This is a genomic window from Mesorhizobium salmacidum (SeqCode) (assembly GCF_037179605.1).
GTDB classification, from domain to species: domain Bacteria; phylum Pseudomonadota; class Alphaproteobacteria; order Rhizobiales; family Rhizobiaceae; genus Mesorhizobium; species Mesorhizobium salmacidum.
Window position 1 is genome coordinate 169,211 of the sequence record NZ_JAPYKS010000001.1, and the last position, 16,599, is coordinate 185,809.

Annotated in this window: 16 protein-coding genes and 1 pseudogene; 12 read left to right on the forward strand and 5 right to left on the reverse strand. The window is 63.6% G+C overall.

Translation table 11 applies throughout. The features are described 5' to 3' along the window. The first annotated feature begins 57 nt into the window (after positions 1-57). From O7A60_RS00810 to O7A60_RS00835, 6 genes are all read left to right on the forward strand, one after another. Positions 58-1,158 (forward strand): FAD-binding oxidoreductase, encoded by a 1,101-nt coding sequence (locus tag O7A60_RS00810; protein ID WP_337104584.1) that lies wholly within the window; start codon positions 58-60, stop codon positions 1,156-1,158. Positions 1,159-1,370: 212 nt separating this feature from the next. Further along, a complete protein-coding gene (locus O7A60_RS00815; RefSeq protein ID WP_337104586.1) occupies positions 1,371-1,730 on the forward strand; it encodes a PqqD family protein in 360 nt (119 codons plus the stop codon). Between the two features lie 33 nt (positions 1,731-1,763). Further along, positions 1,764-2,813, forward strand: a complete 1,050-nt coding sequence (locus O7A60_RS00820; RefSeq protein WP_337104587.1) for a serine kinase — start codon at positions 1,764-1,766, stop codon at positions 2,811-2,813. Next, complete coding sequence (locus O7A60_RS00825; protein ID WP_337104588.1) at positions 2,810-3,562, forward strand: glycosyltransferase family 2 protein; 753 nt, start codon at positions 2,810-2,812, stop codon at positions 3,560-3,562. The genes O7A60_RS00820 and O7A60_RS00825 overlap by 4 nt, the downstream gene beginning before the upstream one ends. Further along, the gene (locus O7A60_RS00830; protein WP_337104589.1) at positions 3,562-4,239 is read left to right on the forward strand and encodes a glycosyltransferase family 2 protein; all 678 of its coding nucleotides are present in this window, start codon (positions 3,562-3,564) and stop codon (positions 4,237-4,239) included. The genes O7A60_RS00825 and O7A60_RS00830 overlap by 1 nt, the downstream gene beginning before the upstream one ends. Further along, positions 4,239-5,723 carry a nucleotidyltransferase family protein gene (locus tag O7A60_RS00835; protein ID WP_337104590.1) on the forward strand — a complete coding sequence of 495 codons (1,485 nt, stop codon included), beginning with the start codon at positions 4,239-4,241 and terminating at the stop codon, positions 5,721-5,723. The genes O7A60_RS00830 and O7A60_RS00835 overlap by 1 nt, the downstream gene beginning before the upstream one ends. Before the next feature lie 46 nt (positions 5,724-5,769). Here the strand turns inward: O7A60_RS00835 and O7A60_RS00840 are convergent, their stop codons facing one another. From O7A60_RS00840 to O7A60_RS00860, 5 genes and pseudogenes are all read right to left on the reverse strand, one after another. Next, positions 5,770-7,017 (reverse strand): glycosyltransferase family 87 protein, encoded by a 1,248-nt coding sequence (locus tag O7A60_RS00840; RefSeq protein WP_337104591.1) that lies wholly within the window; start codon positions 7,015-7,017, stop codon positions 5,770-5,772. A gap of 56 nt (positions 7,018-7,073) precedes the next feature. Then, positions 7,074-7,703 (reverse strand): alpha-ketoglutarate-dependent dioxygenase AlkB family protein, encoded by a 630-nt coding sequence (locus O7A60_RS00845; RefSeq protein WP_337104592.1) that lies wholly within the window; start codon positions 7,701-7,703, stop codon positions 7,074-7,076. A gap of 213 nt (positions 7,704-7,916) precedes the next feature. Next, positions 7,917-8,386, reverse strand: a pseudogene (lysM, locus tag O7A60_RS00850) (peptidoglycan-binding protein LysM). Between the two features lie 90 nt (positions 8,387-8,476). Then, positions 8,477-8,914: an alternative ribosome rescue aminoacyl-tRNA hydrolase ArfB gene (gene arfB / locus O7A60_RS00855; protein WP_140506833.1), complete on the reverse strand. Its 438-nt coding sequence runs from the start codon at positions 8,912-8,914 to the stop codon at positions 8,477-8,479. 90 nt (positions 8,915-9,004) lie between these two features. After that, positions 9,005-10,615: a phosphoenolpyruvate carboxykinase gene (locus tag O7A60_RS00860; protein ID WP_337104593.1), complete on the reverse strand. Its 1,611-nt coding sequence runs from the start codon at positions 10,613-10,615 to the stop codon at positions 9,005-9,007. Between the two features lie 345 nt (positions 10,616-10,960). Here O7A60_RS00860 and O7A60_RS00865 point away from each other — a divergent pair, with 345 nt between their 5' ends. From O7A60_RS00865 to ahcY, 6 genes are all read left to right on the forward strand, one after another. Beyond that, the gene (locus tag O7A60_RS00865; protein ID WP_010912942.1) at positions 10,961-11,662 is read left to right on the forward strand and encodes a response regulator transcription factor; all 702 of its coding nucleotides are present in this window, start codon (positions 10,961-10,963) and stop codon (positions 11,660-11,662) included. A gap of 83 nt (positions 11,663-11,745) precedes the next feature. Beyond that, complete coding sequence (locus O7A60_RS00870; RefSeq protein WP_140506841.1) at positions 11,746-13,530, forward strand: sensor histidine kinase; 1,785 nt, start codon at positions 11,746-11,748, stop codon at positions 13,528-13,530. Between the two features lie 12 nt (positions 13,531-13,542). Next, positions 13,543-14,001 (forward strand): HPr kinase/phosphorylase, encoded by a 459-nt coding sequence (locus O7A60_RS00875; RefSeq protein WP_337104597.1) that lies wholly within the window; start codon positions 13,543-13,545, stop codon positions 13,999-14,001. Between the two features lie 164 nt (positions 14,002-14,165). Beyond that, positions 14,166-14,567, forward strand: coding sequence for a PTS sugar transporter subunit IIA (locus O7A60_RS00880; protein ID WP_010912939.1), 402 nt, complete (start codon positions 14,166-14,168; stop codon positions 14,565-14,567). Beyond that, a complete protein-coding gene (locus O7A60_RS00885) occupies positions 14,564-14,860 on the forward strand; it encodes an HPr family phosphocarrier protein (RefSeq protein ID WP_015314359.1) in 297 nt (98 codons plus the stop codon). Before O7A60_RS00880 ends, O7A60_RS00885 begins: the two co-directional genes overlap by 4 nt. A gap of 172 nt (positions 14,861-15,032) precedes the next feature. After that, positions 15,033-16,433, forward strand: a complete 1,401-nt coding sequence (gene ahcY, locus O7A60_RS00890) for an adenosylhomocysteinase (RefSeq protein ID WP_337104603.1) — start codon at positions 15,033-15,035, stop codon at positions 16,431-16,433. Positions 16,434-16,599 lie beyond the last annotated feature (166 nt).

Genomic DNA, 16,599 nt, shown 5'->3' on the forward strand with positions numbered 1-16,599 from the left:
GCTAGAGACGGCGGTTTTGGACATGCGCGGAACAAAAGGGACAAGAGGATGAATGCGATGACGGATCTCGGCCTCTATCGCCATCTCGACCAGATGGCGCCCTGGAACGACAGGCTGCAGGTGCTGGAAGTGACCGGCGTCACCGACGAGGCGCCCGACGTGAAGACCTTCACCTTCCGGTCCGACAACCAGACCTGGTTCCGCTACAAGCCGGGCCAATTCGTGACGCTGGAATTGCCGACACCGGACGGGCCGCTGATGCGCACCTATACGCTGTCATCGTCACCGTCGCGGCCATTCTCGATCGCGGTGACGGTGAAGGCGCAGGTGGGCAGCATCGGCACACGCTGGATGTTCGATCACCTGGCGCCCGGCTCGCACGTCAAGGCCTATGGACCAGGCGGCGACTTTTCACTGCACAGCCATCCGGCGGCGAAATATCTGTTCATCTCGGCCGGATCCGGCGTGACGCCGATGATGTCGATGCTGCGCTGGCTGAACGACTGCGCGCCATGGACCGATGTCGGCTTCGTCAACTGCGCGCGGCGCCCGGAAGAGATCATCTTCCGCAAGGAGCTGGAGCTGCTCGGCGGCCACATGCCGGGCCTGTCGCTCGGCTTCATGATCGAGGAACGGTCGAGCCGCGAGGGCTGGTATGGCCATATGGGCCGCATCGACGCCATCCGGCTGCCGCTGCTGGCGCCCGATTTCCGCGAACGCGAAATCTTCTGCTGCGGCCCCGACCCCTTCATGCGCGCCGTGCGCGGCATGCTCGAAGCCGCCGGCTTCGACATGGCAAAGTACCATCAGGAGAGCTTTGCCGCGCCGACCGTTGAGGAAATCCCGGCGCTATTCGCGGCGCCGGCGCAGGACGGTGTGGCTGTCCCCGTCGAAGCCGCAACGCCGATCCGCTTCGCGCTTTCGGACGTCGACGCCGACTGTGTCGCCGGCCAGACCGTGCTGCAGACGGCGCGTGCTTCGGGCGTGCGGATACCGGCGGCCTGCGAATTCGGCCTGTGCGGAACTTGCAAGGTGAAGAAAGTCTCCGGCAGCGTCGAGATGAGCCACAATGGCGGCATCCTCGATCACGAGATCGATGATGGCTTCATCCTGGCCTGCTGTTCAAAGCCACTGTCGGCACTGGAAATCGAGGCTTGATCGGCCCGGCCTTCGACTGATCCGGGAATGGTCCGCGCCTTGCCGGCGATGGTTACCTTGCCAAGGAAGACCCGAAAGTTTACAGCCGTTGTCGGTGGAAGCGGTCCTGCTGGCGGGCAGGAAATGCAGAGCGGGGCAACAATGATGCATGATCCCATGCCTATGCGGTTGCGAGCCGGGATATCGTTTTCGAATCCTTCGATGGCGAAGCCGTGGTGCTCAACCTTGCCAATGGCAAATATTTCGGCTTCTCGGATTCCGGCAGCAAGGTGTGGCAAGCGCTTTCGTCCGGAGCGGACGCCCAGGCTCTGATCGGGCTGGCCGCGGCCGGCTCGACAATAGGCCAGGCCGAACTCGAACACTTCATATCGCAATTGCTCGAACTGGGTTTGCTGGTCCGTTCGGAAGCGACGGCGCAGCCACTGCCAGGCGAATTGCCAGCCGAGCTCGCCGCCACGAACGAACCGCTCAATGTGAGCATTCACGACGACCTCGCCGATCTGATCGTCGTCGATCCCATCCATGAGGTCGAGGAACCTCTTGGCTGGCCGGCGGTCAAGCAGGCTTCCTGACGGGCCGGCCGCGGCCGTGATGGAAGGCGCTTGATGCCGCGCGTCACGCTCGAAACCTTGCCCGACTACGCCCGGTATCTCATCGCCGCCGCTGAAGGCGTGGCCCCGCGCTATCCGACCACACGAAAGGTTCGCCTGCCCCGGCTGGAACTGACCGCGCATCTCGGCCACGGCGTGCTTGCCGATGCACTAAGCCATGCATTTGTCGAGGCCGGTCATGATCAGCCGGAACTGTCCATGTGCCGCATCTTCATCGCTCATCCCGGCATCGACGGCATCCCGGAGCCGGCGCGATGGGGCGATGCGCATTTCACCGAGCACGGTTTTGCCAAACGGCTCGCCGAAGCCGGGCTGCGCGGCCACTATTTCCACGACCTGGATTTCTGGCAGATCTACGATCCGCAACATTGCATTGGCGTGCAGCTGATGGCCTCGGCAGATGCCTTTCCGCCCTGGGAGCCGGGAGCACCGCTGCGCGCCTTCCTGCATTGGGAATATGCCGCGCGCGGCATGCGGCTGACCCATGCCGGCACGCTCGGCATCGAGGGCAAGGGCATCCTGCTCGCCGGCTCCGGCGGGGCCGGGAAATCCGGCACCGTCGCCGCCGGCCTGCTCAACGGGCTCGACAGTGTCGGCGACGACTACGTGCTGATCGATCTCATCGGAGGCGTGACCGCGCGACCCCTATTCTCGACGCTGAAGCAGGACGCGCAAGGTTTCGCGCGGCTGGGCCTGCAACAGCGGCTAACGGCGCAAGGCCCGCTGAACTGGCAGGGCAAGCACATGTTTCACGTCGATGACATCGCGCCTGGGCCGGTGCCCGCGATGCTGGACATCGTTGCGCTGATGGTGCCACATATCAGCGGTGGCGGAGCAAGTTCGATCATGCCGGTGTCGCGCAGGGATGCCATGATTGCCTTGGCGCCGTCCGGCATCGCCCAGATGCCGGGCGAGCGCGAAAGCGGCTTTCGCTTCTTCAGCGAATTGACGCGCCACCTGCCCTGCTTTCGTTTGTCCCTCGGCACCGACCCGGCAGAGATCGCCGGCACGATAGAGGTTTTCCTGACACGAGGCGCCTGGTGAAGCTCAGCGTGATCATGCCGGTGTACAATCGCGAGGCCTATGTCGGCGCCGCGCTGCGCTCGCTGCTCAGGCAAGGCGACGCCGCCGACCTCGACATCATCGTCATCGACGATGGTTCGACCGATCGCTCGGTCGAGGCCGTGCGCGCGATGATCGATGATCATTCCTGCATCCGGCTGTTCCAGCAGCAGAACATGGGAGTGACGCGGGCGCGCAACAACGGGCTCAGGCAGCTCAAGCCCGAGGCGGAACTGGTGTCGTTCCTCGATTCGGACGACATCTCGCCAGCCGGACGCTTCAAGGCCGATGTTGAGCTTTTCCGGGAGAATTCCGATCTCGATCTGACCTATTCAAGGATGATGCTGGTCGACAAGATCGACGACGGGACCCTGGAGCCCACGGCGGACAGCAACAGCATCACGGTTCGTGGCATTCATCTGTCGGCGGCGATCTTCGCGCGCCGGCTCGTCGCGCGCATAGGCGATTTCGACGAGGATTTCGTCCAGGCCGAAGATACCGACTACCTGCTGCGCGGTTTCGAGATCGGCCCCAGATACGTGCTTCCCGACACGGTCGCGCTCTATTACAGACGGCATGCGGGCAACATGACGAGGCAAGAGGACGTCCAGTCGCGGGAATTCCTGCGGGCTATCTATAAGTCGATGAAGCGGCGCAAGGCCGACCCGACGCTGCGGCCGATCGAAGGTATCTTCGAGCTCGACAAACTTTCAGATTGGCGATCCCTGTGATGGACGAATACGGCGTCGTCATACCCGCCTTCAACGCCAGCGGCACCATCGCCGAGACGCTGCGATCGGTCGCGGCCCAGACGGTACGACCGGAACTGGTGGTGATCGTCGATGACGGATCAACGGATGATCTCGCCGCGGCGATCGGCGGAACGGACCTGCCGCTGAAATTGCTGCGCCAGGCAAATGCCGGACCGGGCAGCGCCACGACCAGGGGCATCGCCGCCTTGTCGACGCCGTTCATCGCGACGCTCGACGCCGACGACCTTTGGCTGCCGACCAAGATCGAGCGCCAGCTTGCATATCTGCGAGGATCGCCCGGTACATCGGGCGTCTTCTGCCATTTGCGGACCTTCCGCAACGACCGGCCGGACGTGCCCGAGGACGCCACCGTACCCGGCTGGTCGCGGACCACGATGCTGATCCGGAGCGAGGTCGCCGAGAGCGTCGGACCAGTCGTCGATCCGCCGGGCGGCCGCGGCGAAATGATCGACTGGATCGCGAGGGCACGCGAGGCCGGCCTTGCCTTCGACATGATGGAAGAGGTGCTGGCGCTGCGCCGCATCAGGCCCGGCAGCCTGTCCTACGGGCGCGATGCGACGCGCGACCGCGGCTACCTCGAAGTGGCGCGGCTGGCCATGCTGCGGCGGGCCCGGAACAAGGCCGGCGCGGGCTGATGGCGCGCATCCGCCGCATCAGCCGACGTTTCCCGGATTATGGCTGGTCCTGGCCGACGGGCGGGCTCGACCAGTTGCTCAAGGCCGCGCTTCTTGCCGATGAGGACGCGGCCGCCGCTTGCGCGATGCAGTGGCTGAGCGCCAACGATATCGATCTCGTCTCCTTCAGGGAACATCGGCTGCTGGCCGCCATCTGCGACCGGTTCGGCCGGAAATTGGCCGGCCATTCCGCCTATCCACGTCTTGTCGGCCTGCAAAAAATGCTGTGGACCAAGTCGCGCATGGCGATGCGCGAGGCCGAACCGGCGCTGCGGGCGATGACGGACGCCGGATGCCTGGTGATGCTGATCAAGGGTGCCAGCCGCATTGCCTTGAACGCATCGGCGCAACGTGGCCGGGTGGCGCACGACATCGACATATTGGTGCGGCCGCAGGACATGCCGGCGGCGTTCGACGTGCTGCGCGACCGCGACTGGCAGATCGCCACCGGGGTGAGCCCGCAATATCTGAGGACAAGACTGGCGTCGCTGCGCTCGATGAACTTCTTCAAGGGCAATTACGGCGACATCGACCTGCACCAGCTTGCCTATGACGGTTCGCAGCAAAGCGACGAGGACGACCAGGCGATCTGGCGGCGAGCGGCGGCGGCCGAATTCAGCGGCGTCGGCGTGCTGGTGCCGTCGCCTGCGGACCGCATCGCGCTCGCCATCGCCCATGGCGGGCTCGACGCCCACACGCACAGCGACTGGCTGGTCGATTGCGCTGTGGCCATTCGCGCCGGCGATGTCGACTGGGACGTGTTCCTCGACGTTGTCGCCAGGCGTGGCCTTGCCGTGGCCGCGGCGGTGGCGCTCTCCTACCTCGCGCTCGATATTGGCGCGGCGGTGCCGGACAGGGTGCTGGCGCGCGTGCTTGACATGGCCGACCTCACCGGTGTTTCGCGCTGGTCGGCGGTGCTGCAGGCCAAGCCGCGAACCGATTTCGGCAGGCTGGCCTGGCTGTCGCGCGGCTTTGCCAAGCAGTTGCGGCTGAGACGCAAGAGCGACCGGCTGCGGCAGGAGCCGCCCGCCAGGGCATGGCGCGGCAAAGCGTGGCGCGGCGGACCGGCTCGCCGCGAGCCGCTGGAGGGACCGTCGCCCCTGGTCTTCTCGCAGACCATACCGTGCCCGCCGACAGTGGGGGAGATGATGCTGGACATCACGGTCAGGATCAGCGTTCCGCCGGTCCGGCGCCGCATCGAAATGGAGATCAACCAGGATAACGACCACGTCGCGCGGCTGCGTGCCACGGCCATCAGCCGGTCCGGCGGGGAAAGGATGCTGCGCTTTCGCGGCAAGGTTATAGTCGACGGCCGGCAGCATGCCTTGACGCTGGAGGCGCGGCCATCGCGGCAATTCCGCCAGTGGGATGATCAGGCGACGGTCGCCGCCTATGGCGCATTGCCTTTCCAGCTGGTCTCGGCGACCTTTTCGGCGGTCGGCTGAGATAGCGGCGTTCACCCGTCAGGGCCGCGATGGCGGCACGAACGGATCAACCGCCCGATCGCGGCAATCGTTCACTATAGCTATGATGTCCGGCCGTCGGCGTCGTTGAGGTCCTGCATTCGCGGGCTCTTACGTCGGCAAGCATCCATGCCGATAGGGACAAGGGCACCAACACGCCGATGCCAAGCCCGATGCCGTTCACCAGATGGGCGATGGCAGGATAGAGCCAGATGAGCGCCAGGAAAATCCTGGGCATGTTGGCGCGCGTCGAAAACAGGTAGGCCACGGCGACGGCAAGACCGACCGTGTCGTAGCTGTAGCCATACGGCGTCGCGACCGTTGTCAGCACGGCGGTAAGGACCACTCTTTTGCCGTCCTCGACCTGCCGCCGGGGCAACCAGACCCAGATGGCGGCGCAGATTGCGGCAATGGTCGCAACAGCCTGCAGCGCATAGGCCACTGTCAGCCCGGCGCCGCATGCGCGCGCCAGGAAGAACATGGTTGCGGCATTGGCCTGGTAGGGTTGCGGATACGGTGCCTCCAGGATCGCCGTCATCAGGGGGCGGGTTTCGGTCCAGAACAGATGCCAAACGTGGAACCCGAGCGAGAGCCCGGTCAAAATGAACAGCATGGCCGATAACAGGGCCGCGGCGGCGATGGCACGCCAGTTGCCGCCGGCCAGCAGGCAGAACGGCACCAGAATGCCCAGATGCGGCTTGATCGTCAGCAAACCGAACAGCAGCCCAGCCAGAATTGGCCGTTTTGGCGCCACGGCCAGCCCGCCAATGAGAAGAGCGGTGGTCAGGGCACCGTTCTGGCCGAAGATGGCGTTGATGAAGACGGCCGGACACACAAGGACGGCCGCTTCGGCCAGCGTGCCCAGTTTCAGCGGCCGCACCGCCAGCCACAGGCAGAAGACGGTGCCGAAAGTCCAGATGAAATAGGCCGGAAAGACCGGCACCAGCGCGAGCGGCGCGCCGAAGACCAGGATGCTGGGCGGGTAGCTCCATTCCTGGTTGGGAAGATCGGGCGAAAACATCCGCCGCAAGGCCGCGCGATAGCTGTCGACGTCAAACAGCCAGGCTACATGGCCGTCGAGCGCCATGCGTCCGCCGGCCCACAGATTGGTGAAATCCCAATAGGGCAGCCGGTCACTGAGCTCGGAGAAGCCGTGCTCGTCGAAGGTCCACAAGGCAAGATAGTAGCGCAGCCCGATCAGGATTCCGGTGCACAGCACAAGTGCCGCGAAACGGATATCGGATCGATTGGGGGCAGTCTGGTTGACTGGTGCCATTGCGCTGTTTTCCAAGACCCTGGCAGTCTTGATAGGGGACGCGCGTTAAGATCGGCTTATTTGGAGGTCTCGTCAGGCTTCGTCACCCGCCGCAGCGTCAGATTGATCCTGCCGCCGTTTTTGAGCAGCGCCGAGGTCGAAGGGTAGATGCGGTCGACGCCATGGAAGGCAAGGCGACCCTCGCCGCCAAGCACGACGACATCGCCGCTTTTCAGCCTAAACGATTTGGTGGCGCCGTCGCGCGTTGTCTGGCCGACCCTGAATAGGCAATCGTCGCCCAGCGAGACAGAGACGACTGGTGCCGAGAAATCGGCCTCGTCGCGATCCTGATGCAGGCCCATCTTCGCATCAGGCGTGTAGAAATTGACCAGGCAGGCCTCCGGCGGATTCGGATAGCCCGACACCTGCCGCCACAGGTCGAGCAGGCTGTCGGGGATAGGCGGCCAAGGCTCTCCGGTCAGCGGATGCGTCGGCTGGTAGCGATAGCCGCGTTCCTTGTCGGTGACCCAGCCGAGCGGACCGCAATTGGTCATGCGCACGCTCATCTCCTTGCCGGTCCGCGGCATGGCCGGCACGAACAGCGGCGCTTGCTGGACTATGCTCCTCACCTCCTCGACCAGCGCCTCCTGGACGGCGCGGGACAGATGGGCCGGCATGTGGCGTACGCCCTTGGGCAGAACGAGCATGGATTTGGCTCATGTGAATGGTTCGGAGCCCAGCATGCCACCAGCGGACGAAAACGGCGACCCGAAAGCCGTCGTGGTTTTTGCCAGATGCCGCGCGCCGAATTCGTCTTTCCATTCGCCAATGGCGGTTGACGAATAAAGACGAAGCGCCGCTGGTAATGCAACGCCGCGCGACCTTTCGGACGCACGGCGCACTGATTTCTGCCCTGTGGCTCAGCCAGGCTCGGGAATACGCAGGACCTGGCCCGGATAGATCTTGTCGGGATGGGTCAGCATCGGCTTGTTGGCCTCGAAGATGACCGTGTCTTGGCGCCCTGGCCCTTGCCATAGCTCTTTTCGGCGATCTTCCAGAGATTGTCGCCCTTCCGGACGGTGTAGAAGGTCGGCTCCTTGGCAGGGGCCGCCGTGCCGGAAGCCGGCGCGACCTGCAACTCGTCAGCCTGCACCTTGGAGACGCCCAGCGTGTTGCCGACGGCAATGACCGCCTTTTCGAAGATCGACTGGTCCTTGACCACACCCTTCAGCACCGCCGTATCGCCCTGGACGACGACCTGCACGCCATCGGTACCGAGCTTGTGTGAATCGAGCTCTTTCTTGAGCGTGTCGGCGGTGGGTGCGGCTTCCTCGTCGCCGCCGATGCCGAGCTTCTTGCCGACGCTCTTGACGAAATCGAACATACCCATCTCCAGGTCTCCCTTGCTGTGACAATGGGGAAACCTCGCATCTGCGGTGCGAAATGGGAAACCGCTTTGTACACGCGCCTGGTGTGGTGCTTAATCGTTCTCCACCCGGCCGCGCAGCTTCTTGATCGTGCCGCGTCCCGCCTTGCTCTTCAGCCGTCGCTCGACCGCGCCTTTCGACGGCCGTGTCTTCTTGCGCGGCGGCGGCGGTGGTTCGGCGGCCTTGGCGACCAGTGCCGTGAGCCTCGCCCGCGCATCGGCGCGGTTCTGTTCCTGGGTTCGGAAGCGCCCGGCTTCGATGACGATGACACCGTCCTTGGTGGCGCGCTGGCCGGCAAGCTTTATGGTCCGCTCGCGCACGCGCTCCGACAGGCCCTCCGCGTTCTGCGCGTCGAAGCGAAGCTGCACCGCCGTCGCCACCTTGTTGACGTTCTGGCCGCCGGGACCGGACGAGCGGATGAAATCCTCGTGCAGGTCGCCCGGGTGGATCACGGCTTCGCCCGATATGATGATGTCGTCGTCGATCGGCATGCCGCAGTCATGGCGCGGCGGACCGAAAAAGAAAAGGCCCGATCGAAACCGGGCCTTCAATGGTGCTGAGCCACAACGATGCCTTGGCGATTACTCCGCCGCTTCCTGCATGCGGGGCGCCGCGCCCATGACGGTTGCATCGACATGGCTTTCGAATTTCTCGAAGTTGACGGCGAACATGCCGACCAGCCTTGCCGCCTGCCGGTCGTAGGCCGCTTGGTCGATCCAGGTGGAGCGCGGATCGAGAATGGCGCTGTCGACGCCAGGCACCGCCACCGGCACCTCGAAGCCGAAGTTGGCATCCGTGCGGAACGCGCCTGCCTTCAGCGAGCCGTCGAGGGCGGCGGCGAGCAGCGCGCGCGTCGCCTTGATCGGCATGCGCTTGCCGGTGCCGTGGGCGCCGCCGGTCCAGCCGGTGTTGACCAGCCAGCAATCGGCGCCATGGCGTGCGATCAGCTCGCGCAGCAGATTGCCGTATTCCGAGGGATGGCGCGGCATGAACGGCGCGCCGAAACAGGTCGAGAAGGTCGCTTCGGGCTCGGTCACGCCCTTTTCGGTGCCGGCCACCTTGGCCGTGTAGCCGGAGAGGAAATGATACATCGCCTGCGCCGGCGTCAGCCGCGCGATCGGCGGCATCACACCGAAAGCGTCGGCGGTCAGCATGATGATGTTCTTCGGGTGATCGGCGCGCCCGGTCTTCGAGGCATTGGGGATGAAGTCGAGCGGGTAGGCGCAGCGTGTGTTTTCGGTGAGCCGGCCGTCATTGAAGTCCGGCACGGCGTCGGCGTCGAGCACGACGTTTTCCAGCACCGTGCCGAAGCGCTGCGTGGTGGCGAAGATCTCCGGCTCGGCTTCCGCCGACAGCTTGATGGTCTTGGCGTAGCAGCCGCCTTCGAAATTGAAGATACCATGCGGACCCCAGCCATGTTCGTCGTCGCCGATCAAAGTGCGCGACGGATCGGCCGACAGCGTGGTCTTGCCGGTGCCCGACAGGCCGAAGAAGATGGCGGCATCACCGGCCAGTCCCTCATTGGCCGAGCAGTGCATTGGCATCACGCCCTTCTCCGGCAGGAGGTAGTTGAGCATGGTGAACACCGACTTCTTCATCTCGCCGGCGTAGGAGGTGCCGCCGATCAGCACGATCTTGCGCGTCAGGTCGACGGCGATCACGGTTTCGGTGCGGCTGCCGTGACGGGCGGGATCAGCGCGGAAGGACGGCAGGTCGATGATGGTCATCCCTGGCACGAACTGTTCGAGTTCGGCCGCGTCGGGACGGATGAGCAGGTTGCGGATGAACAGCGAGTGCCAGGCAAATTCGGTGATCACCCTGGTGCGCAGGTTGAGCTCGGCGTCGGCACCGCCGACCAGATCCTGCACGTAAAGGTCCTTGTCCGCGGCGTGGGCCTGGAAATCGGCGAGCAAAACGTCGAATTGGGCCGGCGAGATCGCCTTGTTGTTGTCCCACCAGACTTGCGGTTCGGTGGCGCCGTCGCGAACGACGAACTTGTCCTTGGGAGAGCGACCAGTGTGCTGGCCGGTCTCGGCGACAAGCGCGCCATGCGCGGTCAGCCGGGCTTCACCGCGCCGGATCGATTCCTGATAGAGGGCGGCCGCGCCGAAATTATAGCGCACCATGCCGGAGGTTTTCAGACCGATACGATCGATCGCGCAGGCAGGATTGCGTTTGCCGAATTCCGACATTTGGTGACCCTTCTCAAGATTTGCCGCATCTTTGCCGGCATATTTCCGGCACACCTACTAAGCAGGCTAGATGGTCAGAACCAGAAAAGGCAAATGATATCAAATATTTAATCGATTTAAATATTTTGAAAGTTGTTTAAATCGTTTATATATGCAAAAAGTTCGGTGGTTGCCCAAAGGATTGGCGGTGCTCGTTCGTCCAATCGGTGTCGAGGTAGAATTGTGGCCGCCGGCACGCCGCTCGTGACAGCGGACAAGGCCTATGCCACATTTTGTACCTAATTTGTCCTGCAAAAGCCCCTTCTCTTACGACAGAAGGGACAGCTCATGAGGGAGCCGCTTGAAATGGCAACAATCGCGCTTGTCGATGACGACCGCAACATTCTGACGTCGGTGTCGATCGCCCTCGAATCCGAGGGGTATCGTGTCGAGACCTACACGGATGGTGCGTCCGCGCTGGAAGGCCTGGCGGCCCGGCCGCCGAATCTCGCCATCCTCGACATCAAGATGCCGCGCATGGACGGCATGGAGCTTCTGCGCCGGATGCGCCAGAAATCCGACCTGCCGGTGATCTTCCTGACCTCCAAGGACGACGAGATCGATGAATTGTTCGGTCTCAAGATGGGCGCCGACGACTTCATCCGCAAACCGTTCTCGCAGCGCCTGCTTGTCGAGCGGGTGCGCGCCGTATTGCGGCGGGCCAGCGCCCGCGAGGCCGCGGCAAAAGCGCCGAGCCAGCAGGCCCGCTCGCTCGAGCGCGGCCAGCTCGTCATGGACCAGGAACGCCATACCTGCACCTGGAAGGGCGAACCGGTGACGCTCACCGTCACCGAGTTCCTGATCCTGCACTCGCTGGCGCAACGTCCCGGTGTGGTAAAAAGCCGTGATGCGCTGATGGATTCGGCCTATGATGAGCAGGTCTATGTCGATGACCGCACGATCGACAGCCACATCAAGCGGCTGCGCAAGAAATTCAAGGCTGTCGACGACGACTTCGAGATGATCGAAACCCTTTACGGAGTCGGATATCGGTTCCGCGAAGCGTAATTTGATGTATGTCGAGCAAAAGCGGCCCCCGGCTTGGGGCTGCGACATACTTCAAACCTGGGACTAGCGGGAGCTGCTATTCGATGGCAGTGGAAGCACAGCGAAGCAGGCCGACGGGCGCCGCCAGGCGGCCGTCGCGCATCATGCCTTCCTTCGTGTCGAAAATCACGGTGCCGATGCGCCGGTTCCTCGGCCACCACATCTTTTCCAGCCTGACGCGGCGCATCCTCTTCCTCAACCTTGCCGGCCTGGCGGTGCTCGTCACCGGCATCCTCTATCTCAACACCTTCCGCGACGGGCTGATCGACGCGCGCGTCGAAAGCCTGATGACGCAAGGCGAGATCATCGCCGGGGCGATCGCGGCGTCGGCGACGGTCGAGACGGACTCGATCAGCATCGACCCGGAAAAGCTGCTCGAGCTACAGGCCGGCGAAAGTCTGGGGCCTGGCTCGGACCAGCTCGACAACCTCGATTTTCCGATCAATCCCGAGCGCGTGGCGCCGGTGCTGCGGCGACTGATCTCGCCGACCCGCACCCGCGCCCGCATCTATGACCGCGACGCCAACCTGCTGCTCGATTCGCGCCATCTCTATTCGCGCGGCCAGATCCTGCGCTATGACCTGCCGCCGGTGGACGAGGAAGAGCCGGACCTTGTCGAGCGCATCCAGAAGTTCATCTTCGACTTCTTCCGCAACACCGACCTGCCGGTCTATCACGAGCAGCCGGGCGGCAATGGCGCTGCCTTCCCGGAAGTGGTGAAGGCGCTGACCGGCAGTCCGTCGACCATCGTGCGCGTCTCGGAACAGGGCGAGCAGATCGTCTCGGTGGCGGTGCCGATCCAGCGTTTTCGCGCCGTTCTCGGTGTGCTGATGCTGTCGACCGAAGGCGGCGATATCGACAAGATCGTCGCGGCGGAACGCAAGGCGATCCTGCGCGTCTTCGGCATCGCGGCGCTGGTCACGGCCATCTTGTCGATGCTCCTGGCCTCCACCATCGCCAACCCGCTGCGCCGGCTGTCAGCCGCTGCCGTGCGGGTCAGGCGCGGCGTCAAGAGCCGCGAGGAAATCCCCGACTTTTCCGACCGCCAGGACGAGATCGGCAATCTGTCGATCGCCGTACGCGACATGACCAACGCGCTCTATGCGCGCATCGAGGCAATCGAGAGTTTCGCCGCCGACGTTTCGCATGAGCTGAAGAACCCGCTGACGTCGTTGCGCAGCGCCGTCGAAACATTGCCCCTGGCGAAAAACGACACCTCACGCGCGCGTCTGATGGAGATCATCCAGCATGACGTCAAACGGCTGGACCGTCTCATCACGGACATTTCCGATGCCTCCCGCCTCGACGCCGAACTGGCGCGCGAGGACGCGGGAACCGTCGACCTGAAGAAATTCGTTACCGACCTCGTCGCTGTTTCGCGTGAAACGACGCGCAACAAGAAGGCGGTCGAGATCGAGCTCAAGGTTGCCAAGCTGCCGCAGGGCGCCAAGGGCTATGTCGTCGTCGGCCATGATCTGCGCATCGGCCAGGTCATCACCAACCTGATCGAGAACGCCCGCTCCTTCGTGCCGGAGGACCATGGCCACATCAGCCTGTCGCTGGCGCGCGCCGGCAAGTTCAACATCCTGACCGTCGACGACAATGGTCCCGGCATCCGCGCCGACAACATCGACCGCATCTTCGAACGCTTCTACACCGACCGGCCCGCCGGCGAGGCGTTCGGCCAGAACTCGGGCCTTGGCCTGTCGATCTCCAGGCAGATCGTCGAGGCCCATGGCGGTACGCTGACCGCCGAAAACATTCCCGGCACCAAGCCCGGCGAGATCAAGGGCGCACGCTTCGTCGTGACGCTGCCGGCCGAGGGATGACCGCCGATCGTTATGGATTGCGCCGTGCGGCCTGAGAACATTCATGCGACGGCACTGCTGATCGGCGATCACGGCATTCTCATCACCGGCTCACCCGGGTCGGGCAAGACAACGCTGGCACTAACGCTGATCGACCATTGCCTGCAACGCGGATTGTTCTCGCGGCTCGTCGGCGACGATCAGCTCTTCGTCGAAGCCCATGCGGGGCGGCTGGTGTGCCGTGCACCCGCCACCATCAAGGGCCTGGCCGAAGTTCCACGGCTTGGGCCACGACCCCTGCCATTCGAGCCGGCCTGCGTCGTCGACCTGCATGTGCGGCTGTTGCCGGCCGTCGAAATCGCACGCTTCCAGGAGGACGCCAGCGACGAGATCGCCGGCTGCGCGGTGGCGCGCATCGATCTGGCCGAACGCAATGTCGCCGCCGCCTTGGCCGCCGTGATGGCGCGGCTGTCGATCGCGCCTTTTCTATGATCCGCCCTGCGTTTTTTGCTGCAATGCGTCAAAATGGCATGGGCCGGCGCAATTTTGGGCTTGTCAACGGGCCTCGCGTCGACAAGATAGCGCTCCCGCCGCCTGGATTGGCTGGCGAGCATAAAATGCGCCTGTGAAGCGGCGATGACGGGAGCCACCAAAGAATGATCGGACTCGTGCTTGTAACGCACGGTCAACTGGCCACCGAGTTCAGACATGCCGTCGAACATGTCGTCGGGCCACAAGACAATTTCGAAACCGTGGCGATCGGTGCCGACGACGATATGGAGCAGCGTCGCCGCGACATCGTCGATGCGGTCGCCCGTGTCGATACGGGGGCAGGTGTGATCGTGTTGACCGACATGTTCGGCGGCACGCCATCCAACCTTGCAATCTCGGTGATGGAGTCCGGCCGCACCGAAGTGATCGCCGGCATGAACCTGCCGATGCTGATCAAGCTGTCGTCGATCCGCAAGGGCGATAACATGGCGGCAGCGCTCGACGAAGCGCAGGCCGCGGGCCGCAAATACATCAACGTCGCCAGCCAGCTTTTGAGCAGCAAATGAGCACGCTGTCGCCTGACAAGGACCAGATCGTCCGGGAGTTTCCGATCGTCAACCAGCGCGGGCTGCATGCGCGCGCTTCGGCGAAATTCGTCCAGCTTGCCAGCGGCTTCAATGCTTCGGTCCATGTCGAGAAGGACGGCGTCAAGGTCGGCGGCACCTCGATCATGGGCCTGATGATGCTGGCCGCCAGCCCGGGATATTCGATCCGCGTCACCGCCAGCGGCCCCGAGGCGCTCGAGGTCATGGATGCGCTGGAGCAGCTTGTCGCCTCCCGTTTCGGCGAGGAGTGCTGACCTCGAAGTCAGCCCTCCAGGACATGCACGAATAAAGATTTCTTTATGTCCCATTGTCGTCTGAGGCCTGATCTGCTAGTCAGGCCGGCAATTCGCGCCCTTGGAAATGTCTTCCGGCACGGCGCATCCGCTAACAATTCGCAAGTATGACAATTCGCATCGGAGCACTGCCATGACGGGTAGCAAGGACTATGTGGTCGCCGACATCTCGCTTGCCGGCTGGGGCCGCAAGGAACTCGATATCGCCGAAACCGAAATGCCGGGCCTTATGGCCTGCCGCGAGGAATTCGGCGCCAAGAAGCCGCTCAAGGGCGCGCGCATCACCGGCTCGCTGCACATGACCATCCAGACGGCGGTGCTGATCGAGACGCTGAAGGAGCTCGGCGCCGACATCCGCTGGGCTTCCTGCAACATCTTCTCGACCCAGGACCACGCCGCCGCGGCCATCGCCGAGGCCGGCATTCCGGTCTTCGCCGTCAAGGGCGAGAGCCTCGAGCAGTACTGGGACTACACCGACAGGATCTTCCAGTGGGCCGATGGCGGCCTCTCCAACATGATCCTCGACGATGGCGGCGACGCCACCATGTACATCCTGATCGGCGCCCGCGCCGAGGCTGGCGAGGACGTGCTGTCCAATCCGCAGAGCGAGGAAGAGGAATACTTCTACGCCCAGGTCAAGAAGCGCCTCAAGGCTTCGCCGGGCTTCTTCACCAAACAGAAAGCGGCGATCCACGGCGTCACCGAAGAGACGACGACCGGCGTCAACCGGCTCTACCAGTTGCAGAAGAAGGGCCTGCTGCCCTTCCCGGCCATCAACGTCAATGACTCGGTCACCAAGTCGAAATTCGACAACAAATATGGCTGCAAGGAATCGCTTGTCGACGGCATCCGTCGCGGCACCGACACGATGATGGCCGGCAAGGTCGCGGTCGTCTGCGGTTATGGCGACGTCGGCAAGGGCTCGTCGGCTTCGCTCAAGGGCGCGGGCGCCCGCGTCAAGGTCACCGAGGTCGACCCGATCTGCGCGCTGCAGGCGGCTATGGACGGCTTTGAGGTGGTCACGCTGGAAGAGGCGGCCCCGACCGCCGACATCGTCATCACCACCACCGGCAACAAGGATGTCGTTACCCTCGACCACATGCGTTCGATGAAGGACATGGTGATCGTCGGCAACATCGGCCATTTCGACAACGAGATCCAGGTCGCGTCGCTGCGCAATCTGAAGTGGACCAATGTCAAGCCGCAGGTCGACATGATCACCTTCCCGGACGGCAAGCGGATGATCCTCCTGTCGGAAGGCCGCCTGCTCAATCTCGGCAACGCGACCGGCCATCCGAGCTTCGTCATGTCGGCCTCTTTCACCAACCAGGTGCTGGCCCAGATCGAGCTGTTCACCAAGGGTGAGCAGTACCAGAACCAGGTCTATGTGCTGCCCAAGCATCTCGACGAGAAGGTCGCGCGCCTGCATCTCGACAAGCTCGGCGCCCGCCTGACCGAACTATCGGGCGAGCAGGCAGCCTATATCGGCGTCACACCGCAGGGTCCGTTCAAGCCGGAACACTACCGCTATTAACCAAATCCGGATTTACCACTAGATATTGACGCCGGGCGATTGACTTTTCGCCCGGCTTTATTTTTGCGCCGAATGATTCTTCACGCCGATTCCGGCAGGCGCTATGTTGTGATTCGCGGGTCCGGGGACGAGGACCGGCGTACGCATCAGGGCGGTCTTGCATTCA

Bases quoted from the DNA above. Each gene is read 5' to 3' on its own strand.
- O7A60_RS00840 (WP_337104591.1), bottom strand. From the start codon at position 7,017: ATGGCACCAGTCAACCAGACTGCCCCCAATCGATCCGATATCCGTTTC.
- O7A60_RS00880 (WP_010912939.1), top strand. From the start codon at position 14,166: ATGATCGGACTCGTGCTTGTAACGCACGGTCAACTGGCCACCGAGTTC.
- O7A60_RS00810 (WP_337104584.1), top strand. From the start codon at position 58: ATGACGGATCTCGGCCTCTATCGCCATCTCGACCAGATGGCGCCCTGG.
- O7A60_RS00870 (WP_140506841.1), top strand. From the start codon at position 11,746: ATGGCAGTGGAAGCACAGCGAAGCAGGCCGACGGGCGCCGCCAGGCGG.
- O7A60_RS00875 (WP_337104597.1), top strand. From the start codon at position 13,543: ATGGATTGCGCCGTGCGGCCTGAGAACATTCATGCGACGGCACTGCTG.
- O7A60_RS00845 (WP_337104592.1), bottom strand. From the start codon at position 7,703: ATGCTCGTTCTGCCCAAGGGCGTACGCCACATGCCGGCCCATCTGTCC.
- O7A60_RS00830 (WP_337104589.1), top strand. From the start codon at position 3,562: ATGGACGAATACGGCGTCGTCATACCCGCCTTCAACGCCAGCGGCACC.
- ahcY (WP_337104603.1), top strand. From the start codon at position 15,033: ATGACGGGTAGCAAGGACTATGTGGTCGCCGACATCTCGCTTGCCGGC.
- O7A60_RS00820 (WP_337104587.1), top strand. From the start codon at position 1,764: ATGCCGCGCGTCACGCTCGAAACCTTGCCCGACTACGCCCGGTATCTC.
- O7A60_RS00885 (WP_015314359.1), top strand. From the start codon at position 14,564: ATGAGCACGCTGTCGCCTGACAAGGACCAGATCGTCCGGGAGTTTCCG.
- O7A60_RS00865 (WP_010912942.1), top strand. From the start codon at position 10,961: ATGGCAACAATCGCGCTTGTCGATGACGACCGCAACATTCTGACGTCG.
- arfB (WP_140506833.1), bottom strand. From the start codon at position 8,914: ATGCCGATCGACGACGACATCATCATATCGGGCGAAGCCGTGATCCAC.
- O7A60_RS00860 (WP_337104593.1), bottom strand. From the start codon at position 10,615: ATGTCGGAATTCGGCAAACGCAATCCTGCCTGCGCGATCGATCGTATC.
- O7A60_RS00835 (WP_337104590.1), top strand. From the start codon at position 4,239: ATGGCGCGCATCCGCCGCATCAGCCGACGTTTCCCGGATTATGGCTGG.